The organism is Halobacillus trueperi (assembly GCF_003386945.1).
Lineage (GTDB): Bacteria > Bacillota > Bacilli > Bacillales > Halobacillaceae > Halobacillus > Halobacillus aidingensis.
Genome location: NZ_QUAE01000017.1, coordinates 1 through 24,118, shown reverse-complemented (window position 1 = coordinate 24,118; position 24,118 = coordinate 1). Strand labels below are relative to the sequence as shown.

At 44.9% G+C, this 24,118-nt stretch carries 25 protein-coding genes; 9 read left to right on the top strand and 16 right to left on the bottom strand.

Annotated elements, in window-relative coordinates:
• Positions 1-43: 43 nt before the first annotated feature.
• From DYE48_RS16055 to DYE48_RS16045, 3 genes are read right to left on the bottom strand one after another with little or no spacing between them, the layout of a single operon-like run.
• A complete protein-coding gene (locus DYE48_RS16055; RefSeq protein WP_115824523.1) occupies positions 44-1,021 on the bottom strand; it encodes an NAD(P)/FAD-dependent oxidoreductase in 978 nt (325 codons plus the stop codon).
• Positions 1,022-1,039: 18 nt separating this feature from the next.
• Entirely contained in the window at positions 1,040-2,050 is a 1,011-nt protein-coding gene (locus DYE48_RS16050; RefSeq protein ID WP_425269309.1) for a FecCD family ABC transporter permease, read from the bottom strand.
• Positions 2,041-3,000, bottom strand: coding sequence for a FecCD family ABC transporter permease (locus DYE48_RS16045; protein ID WP_115824560.1), 960 nt, complete (start codon positions 2,998-3,000; stop codon positions 2,041-2,043). Before DYE48_RS16045 ends, DYE48_RS16050 begins: the two co-directional genes overlap by 10 nt.
• 191 nt (positions 3,001-3,191) lie before the next feature.
• On the opposite strand from DYE48_RS16045, the gene DYE48_RS16040 reads away from it, so the two are divergent.
• The 6 genes from DYE48_RS16040 to DYE48_RS16015 all read left to right on the top strand — a co-directional run bounded on the left by DYE48_RS16040 (position 3,192) and on the right by DYE48_RS16015 (position 10,901).
• On the top strand, positions 3,192-4,169 hold the full coding sequence (locus DYE48_RS16040; RefSeq protein WP_115824521.1) for an ABC transporter substrate-binding protein: 978 nt from the start codon (positions 3,192-3,194) through the stop codon (positions 4,167-4,169).
• Positions 4,170-4,275: 106 nt separating this feature from the next.
• Positions 4,276-4,599, top strand: a complete 324-nt coding sequence (locus DYE48_RS16035; protein WP_244157193.1) for a PadR family transcriptional regulator — start codon at positions 4,276-4,278, stop codon at positions 4,597-4,599.
• Positions 4,592-5,770 (top strand): chromate efflux transporter, encoded by a 1,179-nt coding sequence (gene chrA / locus DYE48_RS16030; RefSeq protein WP_115824519.1) that lies wholly within the window; start codon positions 4,592-4,594, stop codon positions 5,768-5,770. The genes DYE48_RS16035 and chrA overlap by 8 nt, the downstream gene beginning before the upstream one ends.
• A gap of 129 nt (positions 5,771-5,899) precedes the next feature.
• Complete coding sequence (locus DYE48_RS16025; protein WP_115824518.1) at positions 5,900-8,695, top strand: EAL domain-containing protein; 2,796 nt, start codon at positions 5,900-5,902, stop codon at positions 8,693-8,695.
• Positions 8,696-8,699: 4 nt separating this feature from the next.
• Positions 8,700-10,334, top strand: a complete 1,635-nt coding sequence (locus DYE48_RS16020; protein WP_115824517.1) for a thiamine pyrophosphate-binding protein — start codon at positions 8,700-8,702, stop codon at positions 10,332-10,334.
• 93 nt (positions 10,335-10,427) lie between these two features.
• Positions 10,428-10,901: a PCYCGC motif-containing (lipo)protein gene (locus DYE48_RS16015; RefSeq protein ID WP_115824516.1), complete on the top strand. Its 474-nt coding sequence runs from the start codon at positions 10,428-10,430 to the stop codon at positions 10,899-10,901.
• Between the two features lie 64 nt (positions 10,902-10,965).
• Here the strand turns inward: DYE48_RS16015 and DYE48_RS16010 are convergent, their stop codons facing one another.
• The 7 genes from DYE48_RS16010 to DYE48_RS15980 form a co-directional block, all read right to left on the bottom strand.
• Complete coding sequence (locus DYE48_RS16010; protein WP_115824515.1) at positions 10,966-11,346, bottom strand: VOC family protein; 381 nt, start codon at positions 11,344-11,346, stop codon at positions 10,966-10,968.
• A gap of 132 nt (positions 11,347-11,478) precedes the next feature.
• Positions 11,479-12,231: a sulfite exporter TauE/SafE family protein gene (locus tag DYE48_RS16005; protein ID WP_115824514.1), complete on the bottom strand. Its 753-nt coding sequence runs from the start codon at positions 12,229-12,231 to the stop codon at positions 11,479-11,481.
• 24 nt (positions 12,232-12,255) lie between these two features.
• Positions 12,256-12,639, bottom strand: a complete 384-nt coding sequence (locus DYE48_RS16000; RefSeq protein ID WP_115824513.1) for a hypothetical protein — start codon at positions 12,637-12,639, stop codon at positions 12,256-12,258.
• Positions 12,640-12,735: 96 nt separating this feature from the next.
• On the bottom strand, positions 12,736-13,257 hold the full coding sequence (locus tag DYE48_RS15995; RefSeq protein WP_115824512.1) for an RNA polymerase sigma factor: 522 nt from the start codon (positions 13,255-13,257) through the stop codon (positions 12,736-12,738).
• 18 nt (positions 13,258-13,275) lie between these two features.
• Positions 13,276-15,270 carry a DUF6449 domain-containing protein gene (locus DYE48_RS15990; protein ID WP_115824511.1) on the bottom strand — a complete coding sequence of 665 codons (1,995 nt, stop codon included), beginning with the start codon at positions 15,268-15,270 and terminating at the stop codon, positions 13,276-13,278.
• The gene (locus DYE48_RS15985) at positions 15,245-16,144 is read right to left on the bottom strand and encodes an ABC transporter ATP-binding protein (protein ID WP_115824510.1); all 900 of its coding nucleotides are present in this window, start codon (positions 16,142-16,144) and stop codon (positions 15,245-15,247) included. Before DYE48_RS15985 ends, DYE48_RS15990 begins: the two co-directional genes overlap by 26 nt.
• Positions 16,137-16,514, bottom strand: a complete 378-nt coding sequence (locus DYE48_RS15980; protein WP_089652885.1) for a GntR family transcriptional regulator — start codon at positions 16,512-16,514, stop codon at positions 16,137-16,139. The genes DYE48_RS15985 and DYE48_RS15980 overlap by 8 nt, the downstream gene beginning before the upstream one ends.
• Before the next feature lie 174 nt (positions 16,515-16,688).
• Here DYE48_RS15980 and DYE48_RS15975 point away from each other — a divergent pair, with 174 nt between their 5' ends.
• Positions 16,689-17,525, top strand: coding sequence for a DUF2935 domain-containing protein (locus DYE48_RS15975; protein ID WP_425269308.1), 837 nt, complete (start codon positions 16,689-16,691; stop codon positions 17,523-17,525).
• An 81-nt stretch (positions 17,526-17,606) separates the two neighbouring features.
• Here the strand turns inward: DYE48_RS15975 and DYE48_RS15970 are convergent, their stop codons facing one another.
• Positions 17,607-18,203 (bottom strand): flavin reductase family protein, encoded by a 597-nt coding sequence (locus DYE48_RS15970; protein WP_208639667.1) that lies wholly within the window; start codon positions 18,201-18,203, stop codon positions 17,607-17,609.
• 141 nt (positions 18,204-18,344) lie between these two features.
• Between DYE48_RS15970 and DYE48_RS15965 the strand changes: the two genes are divergently transcribed.
• Positions 18,345-19,760: an alanine/glycine:cation symporter family protein gene (locus tag DYE48_RS15965; protein WP_115824509.1), complete on the top strand. Its 1,416-nt coding sequence runs from the start codon at positions 18,345-18,347 to the stop codon at positions 19,758-19,760.
• Positions 19,761-19,790: 30 nt separating this feature from the next.
• Here the strand turns inward: DYE48_RS15965 and DYE48_RS15960 are convergent, their stop codons facing one another.
• From DYE48_RS15960 to DYE48_RS15950, 3 genes are all read right to left on the bottom strand, one after another.
• The gene (locus DYE48_RS15960) at positions 19,791-20,048 is read right to left on the bottom strand and encodes a hypothetical protein (protein WP_115824508.1); all 258 of its coding nucleotides are present in this window, start codon (positions 20,046-20,048) and stop codon (positions 19,791-19,793) included.
• A 102-nt stretch (positions 20,049-20,150) separates the two neighbouring features.
• Positions 20,151-20,732, bottom strand: coding sequence for a cell wall hydrolase (locus DYE48_RS15955; protein WP_115824507.1), 582 nt, complete (start codon positions 20,730-20,732; stop codon positions 20,151-20,153).
• Between the two features lie 135 nt (positions 20,733-20,867).
• Positions 20,868-21,305 (bottom strand): OsmC family protein, encoded by a 438-nt coding sequence (locus DYE48_RS15950; RefSeq protein WP_115824506.1) that lies wholly within the window; start codon positions 21,303-21,305, stop codon positions 20,868-20,870.
• A 208-nt stretch (positions 21,306-21,513) separates the two neighbouring features.
• On the opposite strand from DYE48_RS15950, the gene DYE48_RS15945 reads away from it, so the two are divergent.
• Complete coding sequence (locus DYE48_RS15945) at positions 21,514-22,095, top strand: CDP-alcohol phosphatidyltransferase family protein (protein WP_115824505.1); 582 nt, start codon at positions 21,514-21,516, stop codon at positions 22,093-22,095.
• A 13-nt stretch (positions 22,096-22,108) separates the two neighbouring features.
• Here the strand turns inward: DYE48_RS15945 and DYE48_RS15940 are convergent, their stop codons facing one another.
• Together DYE48_RS15940 and uvsE are read right to left on the bottom strand one after the other, a co-directional pair.
• Positions 22,109-22,795, bottom strand: a complete 687-nt coding sequence (locus tag DYE48_RS15940; protein WP_115824504.1) for a Crp/Fnr family transcriptional regulator — start codon at positions 22,793-22,795, stop codon at positions 22,109-22,111.
• A 56-nt stretch (positions 22,796-22,851) separates the two neighbouring features.
• Positions 22,852-23,808: a UV DNA damage repair endonuclease UvsE gene (gene uvsE, locus DYE48_RS15935; RefSeq protein ID WP_115824503.1), complete on the bottom strand. Its 957-nt coding sequence runs from the start codon at positions 23,806-23,808 to the stop codon at positions 22,852-22,854.
• Positions 23,809-24,118: the final 310 nt, after the last annotated feature.

Below are 24,118 nucleotides of genomic sequence, written 5' to 3'. Positions count from 1 at the left end.
AAAAAACGCCGAACGACAGCATCAGCTGCGTTCGGCGTTTTTCTTATTGATGCTTATAAATGACGGTGCTGTACACTTGTGATTTCGCTTTCGGATCCAGATGCTTGGCGGCACTGTTCACCGCTGCCATCGCTTCATTGAACCCAGAAGCAATAAGCATCGTTTTCGCTGGATATACAGCGGCGTCACCAGCAACAAAAACTCCTTCCATGCTCGCACACATATCTGTCGAAACAGGGATTCTTCCTTTGTCCGTATCCAACCCCCATTCGTCATATAAGCTCTTATCGATTTGCAAGCCTTCATAGACGAGGATATGATCGACCTCAAGCACGGATCCGTCTTGAAGAACCGCTTCTTTCAGAGTTTCATCCCCTCGCAGCTCTTCAATCTTCTTATTTTTATGGATATGAACAGAAGAGGCTTCGACCTTTTCGACATCCTGTTCATAAACCGCTTTGAATTCATCACCGCGATTAAGAAGGTGAACCTCGTCAGCAACCCCTTCGAGAGCGAGCGACCAGTCAATGCCGACACGGTTTTGCGAAACGACCGCAACCTTCTGCCCGTGATACTGTTCAAGGTTTTGTATAGTGTAGTGAATTTGCTTGCCGTCATAATGCTCGCTGCCTTTTACTTCAAGCGGCTGCATTTCAAACGTGCCAAGACCAGAAGCTACAATCACGGTCTTCGTATGATGCATTTGTCCGTCATCTGTTTCCAGGACCAGAGTCCCATCTTCCTTTTTATCAAAAGATGTCACTTTCACACCCGTCACAAAAGCAGGATCGATCATTTCCGCCTGTTCCTTGACGTTAGTGACAAGATCTTCGCCTGTAATGCCTGGAAATCCACCGACGTCATAGATTTTCTTCTCCGGATAGAAAAAGGAAACCTTGCCCCCGACCTGTGGCTGGTACTCAATCACTTTTGTCTTTAAATCTCTCATTCCACTATAAAAAGCAGCATATAAACCTGTCGTTCCTCCACCAATTACTGTTACATCGTACAACTCTTCCATGGACGTGAACTCCTTTTTCTATTGGGTTTTCATAAGCAAATAGACAAAATAAGGGGTGCTGACAATCGACACGACGATCCCCACAGGAATTTCTGCAGGGGCGATGATATTTTTTCCAATCGTATCAGCCACGACTAAAAATATGGCCCCGATCAATGCAGCAGCAGGAATCATCCGTTGATGCCCGGGTCCGACGATTCTGCGGGCGATATGCGGGGCAACAAGCCCAAGGAAGGCGATCCCGCCGCCTGCGGCTACAGATAAACCGGCAAGACCGACAGCAAGCAGTAAAAACGTCCGACGCGCTTTTTCCACTTGAATGCCGAGTCCCATTGACATAGAATCTCCTAAATTCATGACGTTCAGCGTTCGAGACTTATAGATTGTCCAACCGATCATCAAGAGGATGGGCGGCACAATGACAAACACAAGATTCCAATTGCCCATCCACAAATCCCCTGCTAACCAGACGAGCGCCTGATTGAAATCCTGTGGGTTCATTTTCACTTGAAAAATGATAAGTATGGCGCTGAAACCTGCGTTCACACCAATTCCGACAAGGATGAGGCGGATGGGATTAACTCCTTTTTTCCAAGCCAGCGCATATACAAGGAAAGCCGCAATGAACGCACCGATGAGGGCAAACAATGGCAAAATGTAAATGCCGAAACCGGTCACCATCGCCATCGACTGTTGGAAAAAGAAAATATATAAAATGACAGCAAATCCTGCACCCGTATTAATTCCGAGAATGCCCGGGTCGGCAAGGTCGTTTTGCGTGACTCCCTGGAGGATCGCTCCAGACACGGCAAGGCCTGCGCCGACAAATAAAGCAAGGACCATGGATGGAAGTCTAAAATTAAAAAGCACCAGTTCCTGGCGGTCGGTCCCTTGTCCGATGAATGTTTTTAAAACGTCCAGAGGGGCAATTTTAACGACACCCATATTCAAACTGATGAGAACCATGAAGCTTAGGAAAAGAAACAGCACAGCCATCACGAAAGAAAAACGTGTCTTTTTCATAAGGATCCCCTCCCTTCACCACGAGCAAGGTAAAGGAAAAATGGGACCCCGATACATGCCGTAATAGCTCCGACTGGTGTTTCGTAAGGAGCGTTGACGAGCCTTGCTCCGATATCTGAAAGCACAAGCAGCAAACTGCCGAGCACCGCAGAGACGGGGATGATCAGCCGGTAATCGGGCCCTACGAAAAAACGCGACACGTGAGGGATAACAAGGCCGATAAACCCGACCGTTCCCGCTACAGAAACAGCCGCTCCGGTTAAAACGAAAACAACGATGACGCCGAGGGCTTTAACAAGGAATGTGTTTTGACCAAGGCCTTTGGAAACCTCATCACCGAGACTCAGAATCGTGACGGATTTAGAAATCAAAACAGCGAGGGTCAATCCAATCGCTCCTGCAACGAGCAAGATCTGCACAGAAATCCAGTCCGTTGCAGCTAGTCCACCGGCATACCAGAAGCTCATTTGTTTGGCCACCTGAAAGTGTAAAGAAATGGCCGAGGACAGTGAACTCAGCATGCCGCCAATGGCGACACCAGCAAGAGCTAACTTTGCCGGTGTGAGACCACCTTTAGAAAAGGATCCTACCGCAAAAACGAGGATCACCCCGAGTCCTGCCCCAATAAAAGCAGCCGCTGTCATTCCGATGTTACTGACGGCAGGGAAAAAGACGATCGTCAAAATTAAGGCAAACGCCGCCCCATGCGTAACCCCCATAATGGACGGGGAAGCAAGAGGGTTTCTCGTCAGCCCCTGCATGACCGCACCGGACACAGCTAAAAACGCACCGACAAGGGCACCCGCTAAAGCCCGTGGCATGCGCAGCTCACGAATGACGGCATGGTTCGTAGACTCTGGGGAAAAAGCGACAAGCGAATTCCAAACCGTACGGATGGAGATTTCAGTTACCCCGACAGAAATCGATAAGGCCATCGCGACAGCTAATACGATCATACCACCTGTAAAAAGAACGGCCGCACGCCATACTTTTCTCGTTACTTCATTCAACTCTTTGTTTGCTTCTCTCGTTCGTTCTTCCACTGCCAGCGACCCTCTCTACCTATGTATCTACTATAATGAATTGACACATTCAATGATAATGATTATCATTATCTTATCACATATTTCTTAGGAGGAACAAACAAATGTCGAAAAAAGTAACCCTTTACATAACCGGTTTACTGCTTCTCGTCCTATTAGCGACAGGGTGCAGCAGTGACGGTGAAGATACATCATCCGCAAATGGCGAGTCTGATGAAGCCACGAGCGAAGAAAACAGCGAGGAAACAAGCGAACGTACACTTACACATGCGATGGGTGAGATTACACTAAAAGAAAAGCCTGAACGCATTCTTGCTCCTTATCTAGAAGATTCACTCGTGGCTTTAGGTGAAAAGCCTGTTGCTCAGTGGTCCATTGGTGAGACGGTCCTGAATTATTTGCAGCCACAGCTTGAAGGCGTACCGAAAATTGGCTGGGATCTGCCAATTGAACAAGCCATTGAACAAAACCCTAATCTCATTATCTTCAGTGCCCCTTCAGCATTGCAGAACGGAAGTTACGAAGACTATTCCAGCATTGCCAACACGTATGTCTTTGATGAAGAAACAGGTGCCGATTGGCGGAAACAGCTGACAACAATGGGCAAAATCCTGAACAAACAAGACAAAGCGGAACAAGTGCTGTCTGATTTTGACCAAAAAGTAGAAGAAGCATCTGCGACAATCAAAGAAAACATCGGCGATGAATCTATCGCGTTCGTCTGGACGATGGGCGAGCAGTTCTATGTGTTTGATGAAAACCGTTATGGCGCAGACATTTTCTACAATGAGATGAGAATCGCTAAACCGGAATTCCTGCAAAGTCTTCCGGAAGAAGGTGAGCAATGGAACCCTGTTGCCCTTGAAAAACTTGGGGAATTGGATGCTGATCACATATTCTTAATTGGTAACGAAGGCGAGCCAGGATTCGAAATCCTTGAAAACAGCTCCGTATGGCAGAACACTCCTGCTGTTCAAAACGGCCAGGTGTACGAGATGAACGACCCGAGTCACTGGACGATTGACGGTGTCATCGCCCATGAAATGAGTATCGATCAAATGGTAGACACGTTAAGTAAATAGAACGTAAAGATTCGCGCAAACTTCGTAAAGTTTGCGCGTTTTTTATTGTTTTTCTTTCTACAATATCGTATATTGATATCGGATTTCGATACAGGAGGTGCTTTCCGTGCTGAGAGACTTTTTCTTAGGATCGATTAAAATCCACATTCTCTATCACGCAAGCATTGAACCAATCTATGGAGCGTTCCTCATGGAAGAGCTGGCTTCCCACGGCTATGACATCAGTCCAGGGACCCTTTATCCTACACTGAAACAGCTCCACAAAGACGAATTGCTTGAGAAATACGAAGAAAAAGTGGAAGGAAAGATCAGAAAATATTACGTCATTACGGATAAAGGCAGGCAAGTGCTTGCTGAAGGAAGAGAACAAGTCCGTGAACTGGCGGAAGAAATTTTAGGAAAAGATTGGAGGAATATCGATAATGAGTAAACCAAAAGGTTCTCTCTTGGAAATCTTCAAAGCATCAACAAAGCTTGGATTAACATCATTCGGTGGTCCGGTTGCGCACCTGGCTTACTTCAAAGATGAGTATATCGACAGAAAAAAATGGCTCGATGACAAAACGTATGCGGACATCATCGCCCTTTGTCAATTCCTGCCCGGACCTGCAAGCAGTCAGGTTGGAATTGCCATCGGTATGCTGCGCGGAGGACTGCTCGGCGGTATCATCTCATGGATTGGCTTTACCGTGCCATCCATCATTGTTCTTGTCCTTTTCGCTCTGTTATACCAATCGTTCGATCTCGCGGATGCGAACTTCATTCACAGCTTGAAGGTCGTCGCAGCTGCTGTCGTTCTGCACGCCTTGATCGGGCTGGGGAAAAAACTGACCCCTGACCGCCCGCGGATTGCCATAGCGTTAGTATCCGCCCTTATCTTACTCCTATATCCATCCGCCTGGATGCAGCTTTTGATCATTCTCGCTGCTGGATTATTCGGATGGAGAATGTTTTCAAGTATGGTGGAATCCAAGATCCAGCCATTCCCTGTGACGTTTTCAAAAAAGGTCGGTGTCGCCTCTCTTGGCGTACTTGTCGCCCTGCTTGCCTTTTTACCGATGCTTGCAAGAAACACCGAAAGCATGCTGATTCAACTCTTCGATACGTTCTTCCGTGTCGGTTCCCTCGTATTTGGCGGCGGCCATGTCGTCTTGCCGATGCTTGAACGTGAAGTGGTGCCGACCGGATGGCTGACGGCGAATGAATTTCTTGCTGGTTATGGAATGGCGCAGGCGGTTCCAGGGCCATTGTTCACCTTCTCTAGTTACCTTGGGACGATGATTGAAGGCATTGGAGGCGCCCTTGTAGCAACTGCAGGCATCTTCCTGCCATCCTTCTTGTTTTTGATGGCGGCTCTGCCATTTTTGAATGAATTGAGAAAGCGTCCAGCCTTCCAGGGCGTCCTTACAGGAGTGAACGCAAGTGTTGTTGGCATTCTTCTTGCAGCTTTTTATGACCCTGTGCTGAAAAGTTCGATTATGGAGGGAGCAGACTTTGCACTAGCTGCCATTCTTTTCGCTCTTTTACACTTCTTCAAAGTCCCAGCCTGGGCGATCGTATTGATTGGTGTCGGTGCCGGCGCTATTTTGAATTTATTGTAAGAAAACAGGCGCAAAAGTCCCCTTTTGTGCCTGTTTCTTTGTTTTTTTGTAAAAGTTACGCTTCAAATGCAGGAAGTTCGTTATAATAGTCGAACTTTATCAAAATATGACAACTATGGAGGTTTTTCAATGGCTGAAGAACAAACTAGATATTCTCGTCTCGCTCAAATCACACAGCTCATCAATACCGAGCATGATTTACGCGATGTATTAGAACACGTGGTCACAGCCATATCTGAAGAAATCATGCGGTGCGATTCTGTCGGCATTTACCTGCCTCGTGAGGATGGTACCTATCAAGGCTATGTCGGAAAACCGGCCTTGATCAATGGAATGACCCTTGATATGCACATCGTGGACCCGGAGTATGACCTCCTCGCTAAAGAGGTCATCGAAACAAGAAAAACCATTTACATACCGGATACATCCAAAGATGACCGTCCCGATCAACGGGCCATACAGGCGTTTAAAATCAATTCTCTGCTCGTCGCCCCGATTTCATATGAAGATGAACTCTACGGCCTCGTGTTTTTATTTGATTACGGGACACCGATGAATTTGACAGAATCGGAAATCGAATCCGTGAAAGCTTACGTCAACATGGCCGCTGTAGCGATCAGAAATGCAAACAACCTGACACGTAAAGAGAAATTGATCAGCGAAAAACAACTGTTGCTCAATGTCACACGTGACCTTTCCTTATGTTCCTCTTTACAAGAAGCGCTGGACAAATGCTTCTATTATCTTGGAGAAGTCCTGGACAATCCGAATATCGGCGCCCATTTCATAGACCCCATTGCAGAACACAAGCTGAAGCCTGCGAGTCTTAGTAAAGAAAGTGAGTGGACAGAAGAAGACTGGAAAGAAACCCATCAGAAAGCTCAGTTCAACCATAGAGAGGATCCGATATTCCAGGAAGTCACCCATACAAAGACATCCATTCTGATCCCGGACGTTTTTGAGGACCCTCGGACGAATAAGGAAATATGCGAAAGGTTCGGGATGAAAGGCTTATATATGATCCCTCTCGTCTCCCTCGGTGAAGTGCTTGGTGCGATTGCGGTCGTGAACCTTAAAGAACCCGGACATATCTACACTGACTCTGCCTGCCAATTGGCTGAATCAATCGTGGATACAACGGCCCCTGTCCTTTTCAACCTGTTGTATATGGAGAAGCAGGAAATGATCATTCAAGACCGTACCTCAGAACTGATTCAGAAAAATGACGAGCTTGAAGAAGCCATTTCTGAACTGACGCAGATCAGCCGTGATAAGGACCTGATTTTGAATTCAGCAGGAGAAGGAATTTTCGGAATCGACTTGGATGGCCAAATCACCTTCGCTAACCCTTCAGCAACACAATTATTAGGTTATGAGAATGAAAAGGAGATCATAGGTGCTCCTTATTCTCAAATCTTTGATGATCAACAAACGTTTTTGGAACATTACGAGCAAAAAGGTGACCATACGGACAAGGATCATTTCTTTTATAAAAAGTCCGGGGAGAACTTCCCCGTGGAGTATGTCATCACTCCTAAACTAGAAAACAATCTCACCATCGGGTATGTTGTCACTTTCAAAGATGTAACTTCGAGGAAGCAAATGGAAGAAAAAATAAAATACCATGCTTATTATGACAGTGTTACAAACGTGCCAAACCGGGTGCTGTTCCAAGACAGACTGAACCAGGCCCTTCAATATGCAGAACTGACGGATAAACCTTTAGCTATTCTTTTCCTCGACCTTGATCGATTTAAGAAAATCAATGATACTTTTGGACATAGTTTTGGAGACAAGGTCTTGCTGAATGTGGCAGAGCGCCTGCAAAAGGCTGTGCCAAACGGAGCGACCGTCTCGAGACAAGGCGGGGACGAGTTCATCATCCTCCTGCCGACGATTGACCGGGAAGAAGGAGCCGTGAAATGTGCGAAAAGAATCCTTGAAGCCTTCAATGATTCTTTTGTAATCGGGGATCAGGAGATTTCCATCAAAACAAGTATCGGCATCAGTCTTTTCCCGGAAAACGGTGATACCGTCGAGACGTTGATTAAACATGCGGATGTCGCTATGTACAAAGCGAAAGACCTGTCTGGCAATCAATATCAGCTGTTTTCACCAGAAATTGAGAGTCGCACGTTCGAACAAATCCAGCTTGAGAATGATCTTTTCAAGGCATTACAAAGACATGATGAATTTGAACTGTATTACCAGCCTAAATTCGATGTACGTACAGAAAAGCTCATTGGTATGGAATCGCTGATCCGGTGGAATCACCCACAGCTTGGCACCCTCCCTCCCGGCCATTTCATTCCTCTCGCAGAGGAAACCGGTCTCATTACAAACCTTGGAGAATGGGTCATACGGAAAGCGTGTCAGCAAATGAATAAATGGGTGTCCTCAGGATATACGGACTTGATCGTATCCGCTAATTTATCTCCTCAACAATTCAATCAACAGAACCTTGTGCTTACGGTGGCTGACATATTAGAAGAAACCGGCCTCCCCGCTAAGCACCTTGAACTTGAACTAACGGAGAATTTAATCATCCATAATACGGATCACACATTAAAAACAATCGGCCGATTGAAAGAACTCGGTATCCAAATTTCCATTGACGATTTTGGTACGGGGTATTCTTCCCTTGGCTATTTAAAAGATTTCCCTGTCGATACTTTAAAAATCGACAAATCCTTTATTAACGACGTCACAACAAATCGGAACAATGCGGCGATTACAAAAACCATCATCACCCTTGCTGACAGCCTGCAGCTCAACGTGATCGCAGAAGGGGTTGAACGAGCAGATCAGGCCGCTTTCCTTGCAGAGCACGGTTGTCATTGGATCCAGGGGTTTTATTACAGTCATCCGTTACAAGCGGAAACATTTGAAGATCATTTTTTAAAATCATTAATAAAAAGGGGATAAGGCTATGAAATCTGTTCGTGCTGTGTTGGATTACTTGGTTGCTGGTGAGGTATCTTATATTTTCGGAATACCGGCAGGATCTGTGAATGCTTTCTTTGATGAACTTTACGATACTCCGTCGATCACACCAATTGTTACCAAACATGAAGGGGCCGCGTCTTATATGGCAGCTGCTTATGCAAAGTATTCGGACTCCCTCGGTGTATGTATTGGAAGCAGCGGCCCTGGAGGAACAAACCTTGTGACAGGGGCAGCGAATGCCATGCGTGAACACCTCCCTGTACTATTTTTAACAGGAGCGGTTCCTGTAGACACTGTCGGTTTGAACGCTTCTCAAGAGTTACATGCCGACCCGCTTTACCATTCTGTCACGAAATACAGTCAGAGAGTCGACCGTGCAGAAGACCTGCTTCCCGAAATTCACAAAGCCGTGGAGATCGCTTTGACAGGAGTCCCCGGGCCCGTCCACATCGCCATGCCGATTGATGTTCAATTGACAGACATTCTGGAACCAGCCATTCCGACGTTTCCCCAACGAACGCCATTGCTTCCAACGGATGAGGTGGTCTTAGAAACAGCGAAAACGCTCGCATCAAGTGAAAGTGGCTTCCTATTCGTAGGACAAGGGATTCGTGGGGCAGTGGATGATGTTCTTGAACTTGCCGAAACATTGAACTGGCCGATTGTCACAAGTCCTCAAGCCAAAGGGTTCATTCCCGACCATCACCCTTTGAAGAGAGGAATCTTCGGTTTTGCCGGACATGAAGAGGCATCCGATCTGATTAATCATGGAAAAGAAGAAACCGTACTTGTGCTTGGCTCAAGTCTTGGAGAAACAGCCACGAACAATTGGAACCCAAATATTACGAAGAACCGGACACTTATTCAAGTCGATTATGACGCGACCGTTTTCAACAGAAAATATCCCGTGGACCATCCGCTTCATGGAGACATCGATGTAACGGTATCCTCTTTAATCACAGCATTGAACGGGTTAGGTGTTAAACGGGCACCCTTCCCGGCTATGGATTCTGCCGTTCCAGATGTGACCGAAGAGTTCAACTCACAAAACGTCTTATGGTCCTTGCAGGAAAAGCTTCCTGCCGATACTCGTTTCACAATCGACATCGGTGAATTTATGGCTTACGTCGTCCACTACATGGGTGTAAAAAGTGAAGATTCCTTTGATATCAATGTCCACTTCGGAGCGATGGGAAGTGGAATCGGAAGTGCCATTGGAGCAAAACTTGCTGACCCAGAACGTCCAACCGTAAGCATTACGGGGGACGGGTGTTTCTTCATGCACGGCATGGAACTTCTGACAGCGAAAGAATACGACATCCCTGTTTTATTTATCGTCATGAATAACTCCAGACTCGGCATGGTCCATCATGGGCATACGCTTCAATACAAACGCGCCCATGAGCGCTTTGGACAGGAAGAAGTCAATATCTCCCAGATGGCTGCATCGCTCGGCGTGCCAAATGCGCGTATTGAATCCATGGAAGATCTCAATGATGAGAACTTATCAGCCATTCTAAACGCCGAAGGTCCGGCTGTCTTAGAAGTATCTCTCGTTGATGATAACGTCCCTCCTATGGGCGACCGCGTGAAATTCCTATCTTCGTTCGGAAAATAAATGTGACTGATGAACGAACTTTATTGAAAAACATTGAAACTTCATGCCACCCTCTTTATGATGAAACTATCAATATGAAGAGGGTGCCTTTTTATGAAAAAATCACTATTCCTTATCCTTACGCTTTTGATTGGTACCGCCCTTTCCGGGTGCTCTTCCGAAGCCGAAGAAGAAGCCCATATCGAACACGTCAATGGCGACATCAGAGAAGAGACAGCATCTGTGACGACCCTTCCATCATTCATGGATGAAAAACCACAGGAAATGCATGACATCTATATGGCTGCCGCCCAGAGTAAAGAACTGTTGGAAAATATCCCTTGCTACTGCGGATGCGGCGAGAGTGTAGGGCATCGGGACAATTATGACTGCTTTGTAAACAAAACCAATGAAGATGGCAGCATCGTTTGGGACGATCACGGCACAAAATGCGGTGTTTGTATGGAGATTGCTGCACAGTCCATCATCGATTATCAGGATGGTAAATCAATAAAAGAGATTCGCGAAAAGATTGATTCTACGTACGAAAATGGGTACGCAGAACCAACCCCGACGCCAGCTTTATAAGCAAAAAAAGACCAGAACACTCTGGTCTTTTTTCAATCCTCTATGATTCATTTAAAATCCCATATTATTTATTTTCCATAACAGCAAAATACTGATCTTCATTGTCCGCAAAATTAAATACCCTGCCCGTCGGCATAGGAACAATTTCTCCTACGGTCACTTTTCTGTTTAACAAATCACGATGAAGCTGCTCAAAATGATCCGTGAAAAACATTAAGGAAGGTGGATCAAGGTTGAGGTCTGGAGACATTTTTGCAACCACTTCTTTATTGTGAAGAACAATGGTTGTTTCTACTCCCTCTTTGGGACCAACCTCAATCCATCTCATTCCTTTCCCGTTATTTTCTTCAGAAACTACTACGAACCCTAATTTCTCTTTCCAAAAATTTACGGATTCCTCCTGGTTGTTCACATACAACATAATTTGACCTACTTTACTAAGCACAATTCTTCACTCCCTGACAGTGATACTTAACTATTCGCTAGTGGGAGTGGGAATCCCTCTTATTATAGAAGCCTCTAAACGATGTCTCTCGCAATCTTGCCATTTTGTAGAAAAACTTTTAGCAGACCGGTTTTATGTAAAGAAGAATAGCCTGATCGCCATGGCAATGACGGCGACGATAAGGAACCTTTGGATCCACTTGTCCCCATGCTTGACCGCAAATTTGCTTCCTAAGAATGCACCGAGACTCGTACCGATGGCCAGCGTAATTCCATACCCCCAATGAATCTGATCATTGACGACGAAAACCACCAAGGCCGACAATGTATAAACGGCAACGACAAAAACCTTGATGCTATTAATCTTCACTAAAGACAAGCCAGTCACTAAGGTCAGCGCTGCTATAATCACAAAGCCTACACCTGCTTGGATGAACCCTCCATAGATGCCTATAAAAAAGAAGATAAGAACCAAACCTATCTTTTTCATCCGGGAGTTCTGGCCGCTTGCTGCGGACAGGTTTTTGTGAGGTTTCCATATCATGATCACTAAAACCACAATCATGACAATGGATAGAATACGATTGAATAGATCATCCGGGATATTCACCGCAATTTGTGCACCAACGATCGAACCGATGAGAGCCGGTATAGCTAATAGGAGACTGAATTTGCCATCAAAATAGCCGTCTTTACGATAAGAGGCGATGGCGACAATGTTCTGTGCCATCAACGCAATTCGGTTGGTACCATTGGCTACGGCGGAAGGCAGCCCGAAGAAAATGAGTATAGGCAGTGTTAAAAGAGACCCTCCACCTGCGATGACGTTAATAAAACCTGCTCCAATCCCTACCCCTAAAATAGCGAGAAAAGATAGAATGGTCACGATCTCCCCTCCTTTCTATTTAATTTAATCTAGTGCGCCTGCACGATCTATATATTCTGCTACTTCATCCAAGTTCGTCGTCTTCAACACAATTCCTTCTCGATTTAAAATGAAATAGGTCGGGAAACGAACAATTTCTTCTCCATGCGCTTGTATAGGAGCTTCTTTTTTCACTTGAACGTCCACCTGAGTAAGGTCGATCGCTTCATTCCCTTGCATTTTGGCTACAAGATCATACATCCGTTCATATTCTGGATCCGACTCTCCTTCAGTCGGCACTTCCTCCACAAAGGCCTGAAAGTGGATGTCCCCTTCCCTCTCAGGTAATGGCAGGGACTGTTGTTTATTTGTACACCCCGTCAATATGAACAGTAAAATGATCAAACACCAAAGATACGTATTTCTCAAATCATTCACCTCCTTCTTTCTATCTCCTCATACAAAAAAATATAACATCCACCGTTAAAAAAAGCAGAACCTCCGATTTGAGGTCCTGCTTTTGAACTATGCCGTAGAGTAATGGTGTATTACTTCACCCAGCTTCCCTTTCATGGCCTGCCTTGCCCGGTGAAGGCGTGATTTAACGGCCGCTTGTGTGATATGGAGCGTTTGGGCGATTTCCTTTTCTTGCAGTTGTTTATCGTAACTTAATTGAAACACCGCACGAAGCTTAGGGGACAATGTGCTGATCCGCTTCTTGATGTCTTCTTCAAGATGACGGCATTCACATATATGTTCGACATCAGATCCAGCATTCTCGTAGAAAGGTTGAGGTACCGGCATTTCCTCTATCGGCAAAAGGACCGCCTTCTTTTCTTTGCGCAAAAGGTCAATCGCTTTCCGGTGGGCGATGGTGGAAAGCCATGCTCCCACCTTCCCTTCTTCACGGACTTCATCGAGTTTATTGTACGCTTTTATAAAGGTTTCTTGAAGGATATCTTCGGCTGAACTAGGGTTCTTTGTCACTTTTAAAGCTGTGTAATAGACACGATGATAATATTGTTCATACATCTGACAAAAGTCCATCTTCCTGTATCTCTCCCTTTATTCGAAGTGTTCCTTTATAAAGTTCGGCGCGTCACCTTCATCGAAACTTAAGAGATCATAGTGATTGGTGTTACGTTCATCAAAATAGAAAGCGACGATATACTTTCCATCTTCTTGATTTTCTCTCCCTTGGAGGAGGGCTTCAACCTGATCTTTATTAGTGACCTCCAGGGGTTCTACACCACTTTCTTTTAACCGATCAAACACATAATGTACATAGTCATGATCATAATCACGATTCTCAGGCCACTCGTAAACTTCAACTCGATGAATGTCTTCTGATTGAATCATCATTTGTTCATAAACCCCTTCTTGCTTCATCCACTCGATGGTATTTTCATACGATGGGAAGAGTTGAGCATGATATGGATTATCACGCTGGCCATCCACAGTAAAGGATACTCCTGAAGACAGACCTCTCGGTGCCACCATCTGGTCATAAGAGAGATCGTTAATGTCCCGCTTCAGTGCTTCCATAAAGGCCGAGATTTTTTCAGGGTCGTACAACTCTTCTCCTCCTGGACCTGCGTTCGGGTGGATCAACAACTGATCGATTTCAGAAGAATCAAGACTTAGGACTGGATATTCAATACTCTTGTATTCTTCCGTTTCATAGACGGCTTTTTTCTCTTCTCTTACGCGCTCTTCACTTATTTGGTATTGACGATAGACTTTACTGCCATCCTTCAATTCATATACGAAAAAGAAAGAATCCTCTCCATCTTTCAAAGGGTCACTTACCTCAATAAGCTGATTATGAAGGTTTAGAGCGGATTGGACTCCCTCATCTGTGGTGATGTAAGGAACATCACGTTCATGATCAATAAGCTCCTGATAATTCCAGTAACCACTGCTGATATAGACTTTTTCTACTTCATCTTTTTCAGGTACATAGGATTCGTAACTCTGCCAAAGGAGTGGAATAGCCGCAATTATTACGCCAGCAGCCACACCATAACCCAGCCACCCCTTTAAGTTTTTCAAGTTGAAAACTCTCCAAGTTTTTTCTAGAAGCATAGAAGCTGCAGCAAAACCGAACGTTCCTCCAATGAAATAGCCTGTGATCATCCAGCTATAAGTATTTTGGGCAACACTGAAATACATGCCTCCAAATAAAGCGAAGCAGAAGGTTACCCCCAGTTTGAAAACAGGGTTCAGGGCGCTTACCGCTAACGCACGGCCTGCCGCTTCCAGAGGACGTTTTTTATACAGCCACACGGAAGCCACGTAAAAGAGAATGGCTATGCCCCCATAAATGAATAGGGATAGAACCTCGACAGGGACACTTACCTCCTCCGGGCCATAGCTCCGATATTCTAAAAGGTCCACAAGTGGTGAAAAATACTGAAGGGAACGATCCAACACCATGTCACCTGAATACCCTTTGATATAAGTGCTCAGGTGAAAAGCGACCAAACCGTATAACCCAACAGGTAAAACCAAAAGGATATATGTCAGAATCCCTTGGACAGCGGATAAACCAGTCAATGTCCCGACAAAAACGCCCGCCACAAAAATAAGCAGGGTCATCGTCGTAAACAGCCACAGCCAGTAACTAGCATTTGCCAAAGTATAGTACTCTGTCACATCCGTTACTCCAGCCGTAATAACGAGAACCAAATAGTTCAGTAAAATCGGCAAGATTAATAGAATCATGCCTGAGAGAATATGGTGGTGAAATAGTTTCCCTCTCTTCATAGGAAAGCTGTGAGCAAAATCTGAAGCTCCTTTGACATGCAGGTAACGGAATAAAAACACCGCCATCAGCACAGGCATCACAATTAAAAATAGTGACTGAAGCTCATAAGCAAATATACCGCCAAATAACCCACGATCATCTGTGATACGAGGTTCATCTCTACCGAATTCCATGAATAATTGCATCGGTACAATGAAGAACAATCCTAAAAAGTAACCGATACTGATCCATCCGACATTTCGGAAATCCTGCTTGATGATCTCTTTATTAAACGAGGATGTTTTCGAACGCATACCCGACACCTCCCATTTCATAAATAAAGATCTCCTCAAGCGTAAGTGGAAGCCTGTCATATACGAGCGGCCGGTGCTCTTTGATTTCAACTGAAATGTCAGCTTCACTTCCGCGGACAATCAGCAGCCAGACACTGCCACGCTTTTCTTTGTGAAGAATATCCAGATTCGCTTCCTCCGGCTGAAAGGAATCGTCATTGAAAGCGACCTGGATTTTATGAACATCGGCTTTTAAATCATCCAAATCACGTTCAAGAAGGATTTCCCCTTTATGTAGGATTCCGACATGATCACAGATGTCTTCGACTTCCCTCAAGTTATGGGAAGAAATTAATACCGTCATCTCCCGTTCAGCCACATCCTGAATGATCAAGTTCCGGACTTTCTGCCTCATAACAGCATCGAGTCCATCGAATGGCTCATCAAGGATCAAAACATCAGGCATAGCCGACATCGCCAACCAAAAGGCGACCTGACGCTGCATCCCTTTGGAAAACTGACTGATTTTCTTTTTTTCATCCAGCTGGAAGACTTTTTTTAATTTTTCATATCGCTCTTCGTTCCAACTGTCGTACATAGACCGGTTATAATCGGCCATTTGACGGGTGGTGTATTGGGGAAGAAAGTAAAGACTGTCGGGGATGAAGACCATCCTCTGTTTAACGGATTCGTTCTCAAACACGTCATCCTCCAAAATATGAACCTGGCCATTATTCTGTTTGAGAATACCCGTTAGAATTCTCATTAATGTTGTTTTCCCTGCACCATTAGAACCAAGAAGACCATAGATGGATCCTTTATTCACACGAAAAGAAACGTCTTTCAAAATCTTGGTTCGATCAAACGATTTGCTGACCGTATTGACCTCAATCATCCTGCTGACCCCCTTCAACTTCACGGAGAAGAGCTGCGATCTCTTCTGAAGTCATCCCTAAATAAATCGCTTCCGCAAACAGCTTCTTCAACTCTTCTCTCACTTTTTTCAACTCCTCTTCATTGTCGACTTTTCCAGAAGGATGCACGAAGCTGCCCTTCCCCTTCAACGAGTAGATATACCCTTGCGACTCTAACTCCCGATATGCTTTCTGAATCGTATTCGGATTGATTGTCAACTGTTGGGCAAGTTCCCTCACAGAAGGTAGTTTTTCGTCTTCCTTCAGAACGTCATTAATAATCAGTTGCTTCAGCTTTTCCACGAGCTGCTCGTAAATCGGCTTTCGGCTCCTGACGTCCAACTCAAACATCCAGCCACCTCCAACGGTGTGTTCTATCTGTATTAACTGTATTATTACTTCTAGTACAGTAGTATATAGGAGGATCTTCCATTTGAGAAGCCCTTTTTTTATTTTTTCCAAAGAATCTCAAATTCTTCCTTGGGAAACATGACTCTTTCATGAAGAAAACAATGAGTGAATAGAATGGAAAGGATGACCTACAAAAAAAGGGTGATGAACGTGAAGAACTATGCTGAACAAGCGAATTTTGAGCATCTGTTCTGGTTACAGATTCTAGGAGACCACGCACGTTTTATACGGGATTCTTTGTACGCCTCCGAAGAGGAAACTTTAAATCAAGCACGGAAATATGTCTCACAATGGGATGATCTTTTAAAGAAAGTACGTGAGGGTAACATTCAGGACATGGCCGACTTTTCAAAGAAAGTTGGTGAAAAAGCCAGAAAGTTTCACAAATTTAAACTCAACTTGATCGAGCGTTCTCTTTTTGGAAAAGTAAAGATCCATTTGAGCCCGACCTTCCTCAACCATATGGTCAATGAAGTAGAAGAATATTTGCTTGTGCTTGGTTTTTTAGGAAAAGGGGATGTACCTCCGTTATTTCACGAGCTTCATCACCATATGCTGTGGTTGATGGATGCTTCAGGGCATGCTGGAGCCATCCATGATGAAATGGATGCGGTGGAAAAAAGGCTCAAAGAAAAAAGTGATACGTTCCGGAAACATTTCGATCAGTTCTACATAAAAGCCGTCGAAATGAAAGGGTACCTCAGAACGAATCAACACTCCTTCCCTGCCCTGAAACGGTTCAACGATGAAGTCGATTTAGAAATGAAGATTTTCCGGACGTTCTTGAAAGAATTAGAGGAAATGGAAATGAATGAAGTCGTACTCGGCACATTTTCCACCCTCATGGCTGACCATATGGCAAGGGAAGAATGCTACTACCTTTACAAATTGGCAGAAACCACAAATGGCGAATATCCCACGTGCGACCCCACCAAACCACGGGTGGAGTGAATTACCAAATAATGTATGACCTGGTACACCAGTAAATGTAAAAAATCCGCAGGGCCTTTGCTAAAGGTCCTGCGGATTTTTTCATTTGGGTAGGTGGTCGTTGGGGAGTGGGAAGAAGTCCTGGATGTAGCTGTAGTCTCCGGCCATCCGCCCGACAGGTTTCAGTTTGTGCGGATTCACTTTGTCTGTTTCTTCGTAAACGTCATCTTGAATGTGGTATCCAACCAACTTTCCTAAAACCAGATTCCCTTCACCGATTTCGATGACCCGATCGAGCTCACATTCCATGTGAACGGGTGACTGTTTCACCCTCGGCACGGAAACGAAATCGCCTTCTTCAAATTCTGTCCCCGCCATCTCAAATTCATCGACATTAGAGTCATATTCTTTACTGCTTTCATGCATCTGGTTAGCCAGAGATTCCGAAACGACATTGATAATGAACTGTTTTGTCTCTCTTATGTTTTCCAGTGTATCTTTATCTTTGTCCACACTTCCTACAGAAAAACAAAGCGTAATCGGACTCATGGAGGCTACCGTAAAAAAACTGAACGGAGCCAAATTGCGGATGCCATCCTGACTTACTGTCGAAACCCAGGCAATCGGACGCGGCACCACCGCTCCTTTAATTAACTTGCTCATGGAATGGTTTTGAAAATTCTCTTCGCTAATAATCACATGACCCCTCCTCTATCTTTCTTCTAGTGTACGTCTTTTCCCCTCAAGTCTCACCTTCTTCACTTCAAAATTGATGGGTTTAACATTATACGAAAAGGGAATATATGGGTATCTTACAGTTTGTCGAAAGGGGATCTTTCATTGGGAGATTTATGGAATAGTATTAAAGAGGGGATCACAACGATTTCCGACTTTTTATGGACGTATCCATTAGCGATTATTTTAATTCTGGGTGGAATCTTCCTCACCATCCGAATAAAGTTTTTCCAATTCCGCTTTTTTGGACATGTCCTCCACCAAACCATCGGACAAATTTTCAAGAAAACAAAAAAGAAAGGAACCATCACCCCATTCCAGGCTTTCACTTCAGCCTTAGCCTCTACAGCAGGGGCAACAAATATTGTCGGTGTGCCTATCGCGATCTCTTTAGGTGGACCAGGTGCTTTGTTTTGGATGTGGCTTGTCGCTTTGATAGGAATGGCTACAAAGTACAGTGAAATTTTATTAGGCATGAAATACAGGGAAAAGAACGACAAAAACATTTGGGTCGGCGGGCCTCAATATTACATAAAAAAGGCCCTTGGATGGAAATGGGTCTCAACAGCCTTCGCCTTTTTCCTAATGATTGAATTAATCCCCAGTACGATGGTGCAATCAAACTCCATCGCTACCCAAACAGAGGGGGCCTTCGGATGGCCGGTTGAAATTACAGGGATTGTCATGTGTGCGGCAATCGCCATCGTTGTTTTCGGTGGAATCAAGCGAATTGCCAAGGTCACAGATAAGATGGTACCAGGCATGGTGCTCATTTATCTAGCTGTCTGTTTTTATGTTATTTTTGCCAATATCGATCAAATCCCTAACGTATTCGGGTTGATCTTCACCCATGCTTTCACACCAATTTCGGCAACTGGAGGGTTTGCCGGGGCAGCCGTCGCTCAAGCGTTACGCTGGGGGATTGCACGTGGTCTCTACTCTAACGAAGCGGGGCTTGGAACAGCATCGATTGCCCATGCAGCAGCAAAAACTGATCACCCGTCCCGCCAAGCGTTATGGGGAATCTTCAGTGTTTTCGTAGATACAATTGTCATTTGTACTGTATCCGGTTTGACCGTCCTCGTGACGGGTGCTTGGCAGGAAGTCGGTGGAAGTGATGCATCGAATATGATTAACGTTGCCATCGGTTCCGAATTCGGGGATGCGTTCGGAGGCAGTTTCATCACGGTATTTTTACTCTTTTTTGTCATTACGACCATCGGTGTCCTCGTCTTTTATGGTGAAAAACAAGCGGAGTACCTCTTTGGTTTACGGGCGGCCAAAATCATGCGTATTGTCTACATCGTTGCCGTATTCGTAGGAGCGATCGGAGGACTTCAATTCGTCTGGCAGTTCCTCGACTTGATTTTAGCCTTCGTCCTGCTCACAAACATCATTCCTTTACTGTTTTTGCACAAGGAAATCGCTGCCATAACGGATGACTATGTAAACCGTGTGTACAAAAAACGGACGAAGAAAAGGAAAGTCCAGCTGTTTGATGAAGAAGAAGATGCGAGTTAAACCGATAGTATTAGAAAGGGAGATTCCTGTCTAGGAATCTCCTTTTCCTTTTTCCCATTTCCCCTCTTTGACCAATTGTTCCTTAAGTACATGGAATAGATTGTCATGAACGCGTGCGTATGGAGCACCATTGGCCTTCGTGCGCTCTGGGTGTTTTGAGGAATGCTCAATGGTTGTTACGTGATGGGGATTTTTTCCTTCTTTCACATTCAATACATAGACTTGGATCGTATGTTCATCCCTCTGATGAATGTTCATTTCCATACCATAAATCATTTGATTGCTCATAGCTCTCTCCTTTGCTTATGTAGACATGCTCCTTTATGAGTACGATACTCCGTAAAAAAAGTTACAAAAAAAGCACCTGCATGAGGTGCTTTTCAAAATTTATTATCTCAAGAAAACGTGGTCGCCAATGACTGTGGTCACTTCTTTACTGCTCAAATAGTCACTTTGAGCTTTATCAGGGTTATAGAAAAATAGAGACTCGCGGTCATACCCTTGATAAGCAATGGCTTCATTGACCGCACGTTTGGACTCAGCGCTTGCCGGCTGATTGATCGTACCATTCAGAACAGGAGAGAACTGAATGCCGTCATAGATTACGCCTTTCAAGGAATCTGGGAAAAGATCACTATCTACGCGATTCAAAACAACTGTAGCCACCGCAACTTTACCCGCGTAGCTTTCACCCTTAGCCTCTGCTTCTACTAGACGGGCGAGTAAATCTTTTTCAGATTCATTAAGAGCAACAGGAAGCTGCAACTGCTCCCCAGGGTGGATTTCTGCATTCGATTTATTGTTCATCGCCTGCAATTGTTGGGCAGAAACGCCATGTTCCATAGCAATTTTATAAATAGAATCGCCCTTTTGGACGGTGTGAGTATTGGCATGTGCGAAACTTTCGACAGGGAAGGAGAAAGCAAGCAAACTAACTGCAGCTATTCCTGTCAGCAAGAATTTTTTGAACATTTAAAATCTACCTCCTTATCTGGTTCTCTAATAAAGTAACATAGGAGGAATGAGAGATTCATTATTAATTCTTTCCATCGTTTCCATGGAAATCTCTTAACAAAAAAAGAGGCCCCCTAAGGAGCCTCTTTTTTGTTAGGCTTTCTGCCAGTCTACATTCAAAGTAACGCCCGCTGCTTTCAGCGTTGTGAACACAGGACAGCGCTGGTCTACGGTTTTCCGAAGTTCTTCAATGCGATCCTGGGACTCTGAAGTTTCTACTTCCGCTTTGATGTTCACCGTATCAAAATACGGTTTCACATCTGCCGTTCCCATCAAACCACGCATATCCAAGGTTCCATTAATATCAAAGGAAATGCTCTGAAGATCGAACTTCATTTCCTTCGCCACCATATTCGCAATCACCGTTTCACAGCCTGCGAGCGAACCTAACATGGTCGCAAGTGGATCAGCACCTTCATCTGTCCCGCCCATTTGTTTCGGCTCATCAATCGTCAATGAATGCTTACCAGCTTCGATTTCCGATTTCATCCCTTGGGACTTACTCGTAATTGCTACTTTATGTTCTGACATGTCTGATTCCTCCTTGTTGTGGGTTACAGGGATACTATACACCCTGTTCTTTTTTTACAAACCTCATGTGCTCAACAATGTAATCTGCCTTACATTAAAAGCAGAGTGATTCTATTTGCGCGGAACGTATGCTATCGTCTAAAGGAAGATTAAATAGGGTAAAGTGGTAACAAGACGTTGTTATTATTCGCTAAAGCAGGTGTTTTTTATGCTCGACACACACGCAAGAAAATTCGTTCAACCATCCATAGAACGTACCGCTTCTTATTTGTTGGAAAAAGGACGTACAGCAAACGAAATTACAGTGCTCGCCTTGTTTGTCGGGGTTGGTACAAGTGTACTCTACGTTTTGGGATTTCCTATTTTAGCGGTTGTATTTTTGTGGCTATCCGGATTTTTAGACGCCGTGGACGGGACGATGGCCAGGAATACAAAAACATCGCCCTTTGGAACCGTAATGGACATTACATTCGACCGAGTTGTTGAAATCGGAATGATCGTCGCCATTGCTTATGTCCATCCAGAGGTTTTATGGCCGCTGCTCCTTCTCAGCGTTTCCATCATCGTTTCGATGACGATCTTTTTAGTCGTAGGGGCCGTGTCTGAAAAAGCAGGAATTAAATCCTTTTACTATCAGGCTGGACTTGCGGAGCGTACAGAAGGCTTCGTTCTCTTCAGTGTGATGCTCTTATTTCCTTCATTCCTTTTCTGGTCAACGCTGTTATTCTTTGCTGTGGAATTGTTTACAGGAATCCAGCGCTTCATGGAGGCCAAACGGATATTAAAATAAAACCCACCTCGGCTTATGTAACGACTAAGCCGAGATGGGTTTTTGCTTTTTCTGCATCAATGGATAAGACTTGGTCCTTTTTTAAATAGCCTTCCTTTTTTAAACGACTGATTTCTGCACTTGTCGTTTCCCTCGTCGCCCCGATCATCGTCGCGATGTCCTGATGGGTTAACTTCATCTCAACGGTCTGCCACTCCTGGTGGCGACGTCCGCTTTTTTCACTTAGCATGAGCAGCAGATAGAGAATCCGTTCCCGCACCTCACCTAGCGCAATCTTTTCACTTCTTTTGTAAAAATCGTTCAACTTGGACGAAAGCAATTGAACGAGACGAAGAGTGATCTTCGGGTACTTTTCCATGAATCGTTCGAACTCTTCCCGGCTCATCAGACAAACATATGTATCTGTCATTGCCTCCGCGTACATTTCATAATCCGTCAGGGTCAGTGTCGATGCCTCCCCAAACAGATTCCCGTCTTTCAAAATGTCCAGGGTGAACTGTTTCCCTTCTTTGTTTGTCCGATATAATCGGATTTGACCTTTTTTCAATATATATAAATGCTCAGCCGGATGTTCAGGGGAAAGGATGACCTCACCCTTCCCGACTATTTTCATTTCACTGATCGCATCTATTTCCATTAGTTCTTCTTTTGTTAATTCTTCAAACAAATTGACTTCGGATAAGAGGGTCTGTTTATCCATCATTCCACCCCTTTCACTACCAACAATATACTTGATTCGAGCATACGCATGCAAAGCTAAACGTCCAAAGTCGCCTCTCCTACTCGTTTCACACCACGAATATTCGAGAAGTCTTCGACAAGCTTCAAAAGGGCGCGGTCCTTTTCTTTCGCTTCAATCATAAAGTCTACAGGGGTGTCGAGTGCCTTCAATTCTTTAAGGAGAGGACGAATGAAATCCGCATCCACAAAATCGGCGTGACTCCTGTACGCCTTTTCCGACTTTGGCGAAGAGATATGAATCTTCGGCGGGAGACCCAGCCTGTCCCACGTTTTATAAAAGCGCGGCAGAATTTCAGACAGTGGTTCATCTTCCGTGTGATTGGCCATGTAATGATGGTAATCAAACATCATGGGGATCTCCTCTTTTTCGCAGACATCCAGGGTTTCCGTTGTCGTATAGGTCTTATCATCATTTTCAAGCGTCATCTGTTCCTTGATTGGACCTGGGAGCTTCTTAATATTTTCATGAAAACGAGCAACGGCTGTTTTTTTATCCCCATACGCTCCTCCCACATGCAGGTTGATATGAGATTCATTGTGAAGCCCCATCGCTTCAAGCATCGCATAATGATACTCCATATCTTGGACGGCATTGTCTGTCACGTGAGGTCGGTCACTTGTAAAAAGAGTGAATTGGTTCGGGTGAAAACTCGTCCGCATATGGTGCGCCCGTACCAGCTCGCCAATTTCCTCAAAAAGATGGCGAAAAGGCGTAATATAATCCCACTCCACCTCATCATGTGTTGCAAGCGGGATGATCGATGATGAAAAGCGGTACAGATGGATTTGCCTCGCAATGTTGTAGTGGATGATCCGACGAGTGCGCTGCAAGTTCATTTCCGCAATTTTGTGAAGCTGCTTTATGGCTGCTTCATGGCCTAATTTTTTATAACGTGCAAATGTCATCGTTTTAGCCGGGGTCGCTTCCCATAAATTGAGCGCATGCGATACGTAACCGAACCGGATGATCATACAAAAGCTCCTTTACCGAAAAAATTGATACCTTTATGTTCCCCAGATTTGGTGGGAATAACATAGGAGTCGGTTTGTGGGGTTTTGTAGGCGGGTACTCGTGCGTCGTCCTGGCTTCTTGTGCGCGGCTCATTCTTCCTACGCGCGGCTCACTCTTCCTGCGCGCGACTCGCTCTTCCTGCGCGCGACTCACTCTTCCTGCGCGCGGCTCGCTTTTCCTGTGCGCGACTCACTCTTCCTGCGCGCGACTCGCTCTTCCTGTGCGCGACTCACTCTTCCTGCGCGCGGCTCGCTTTTCCTGTGCGCGACT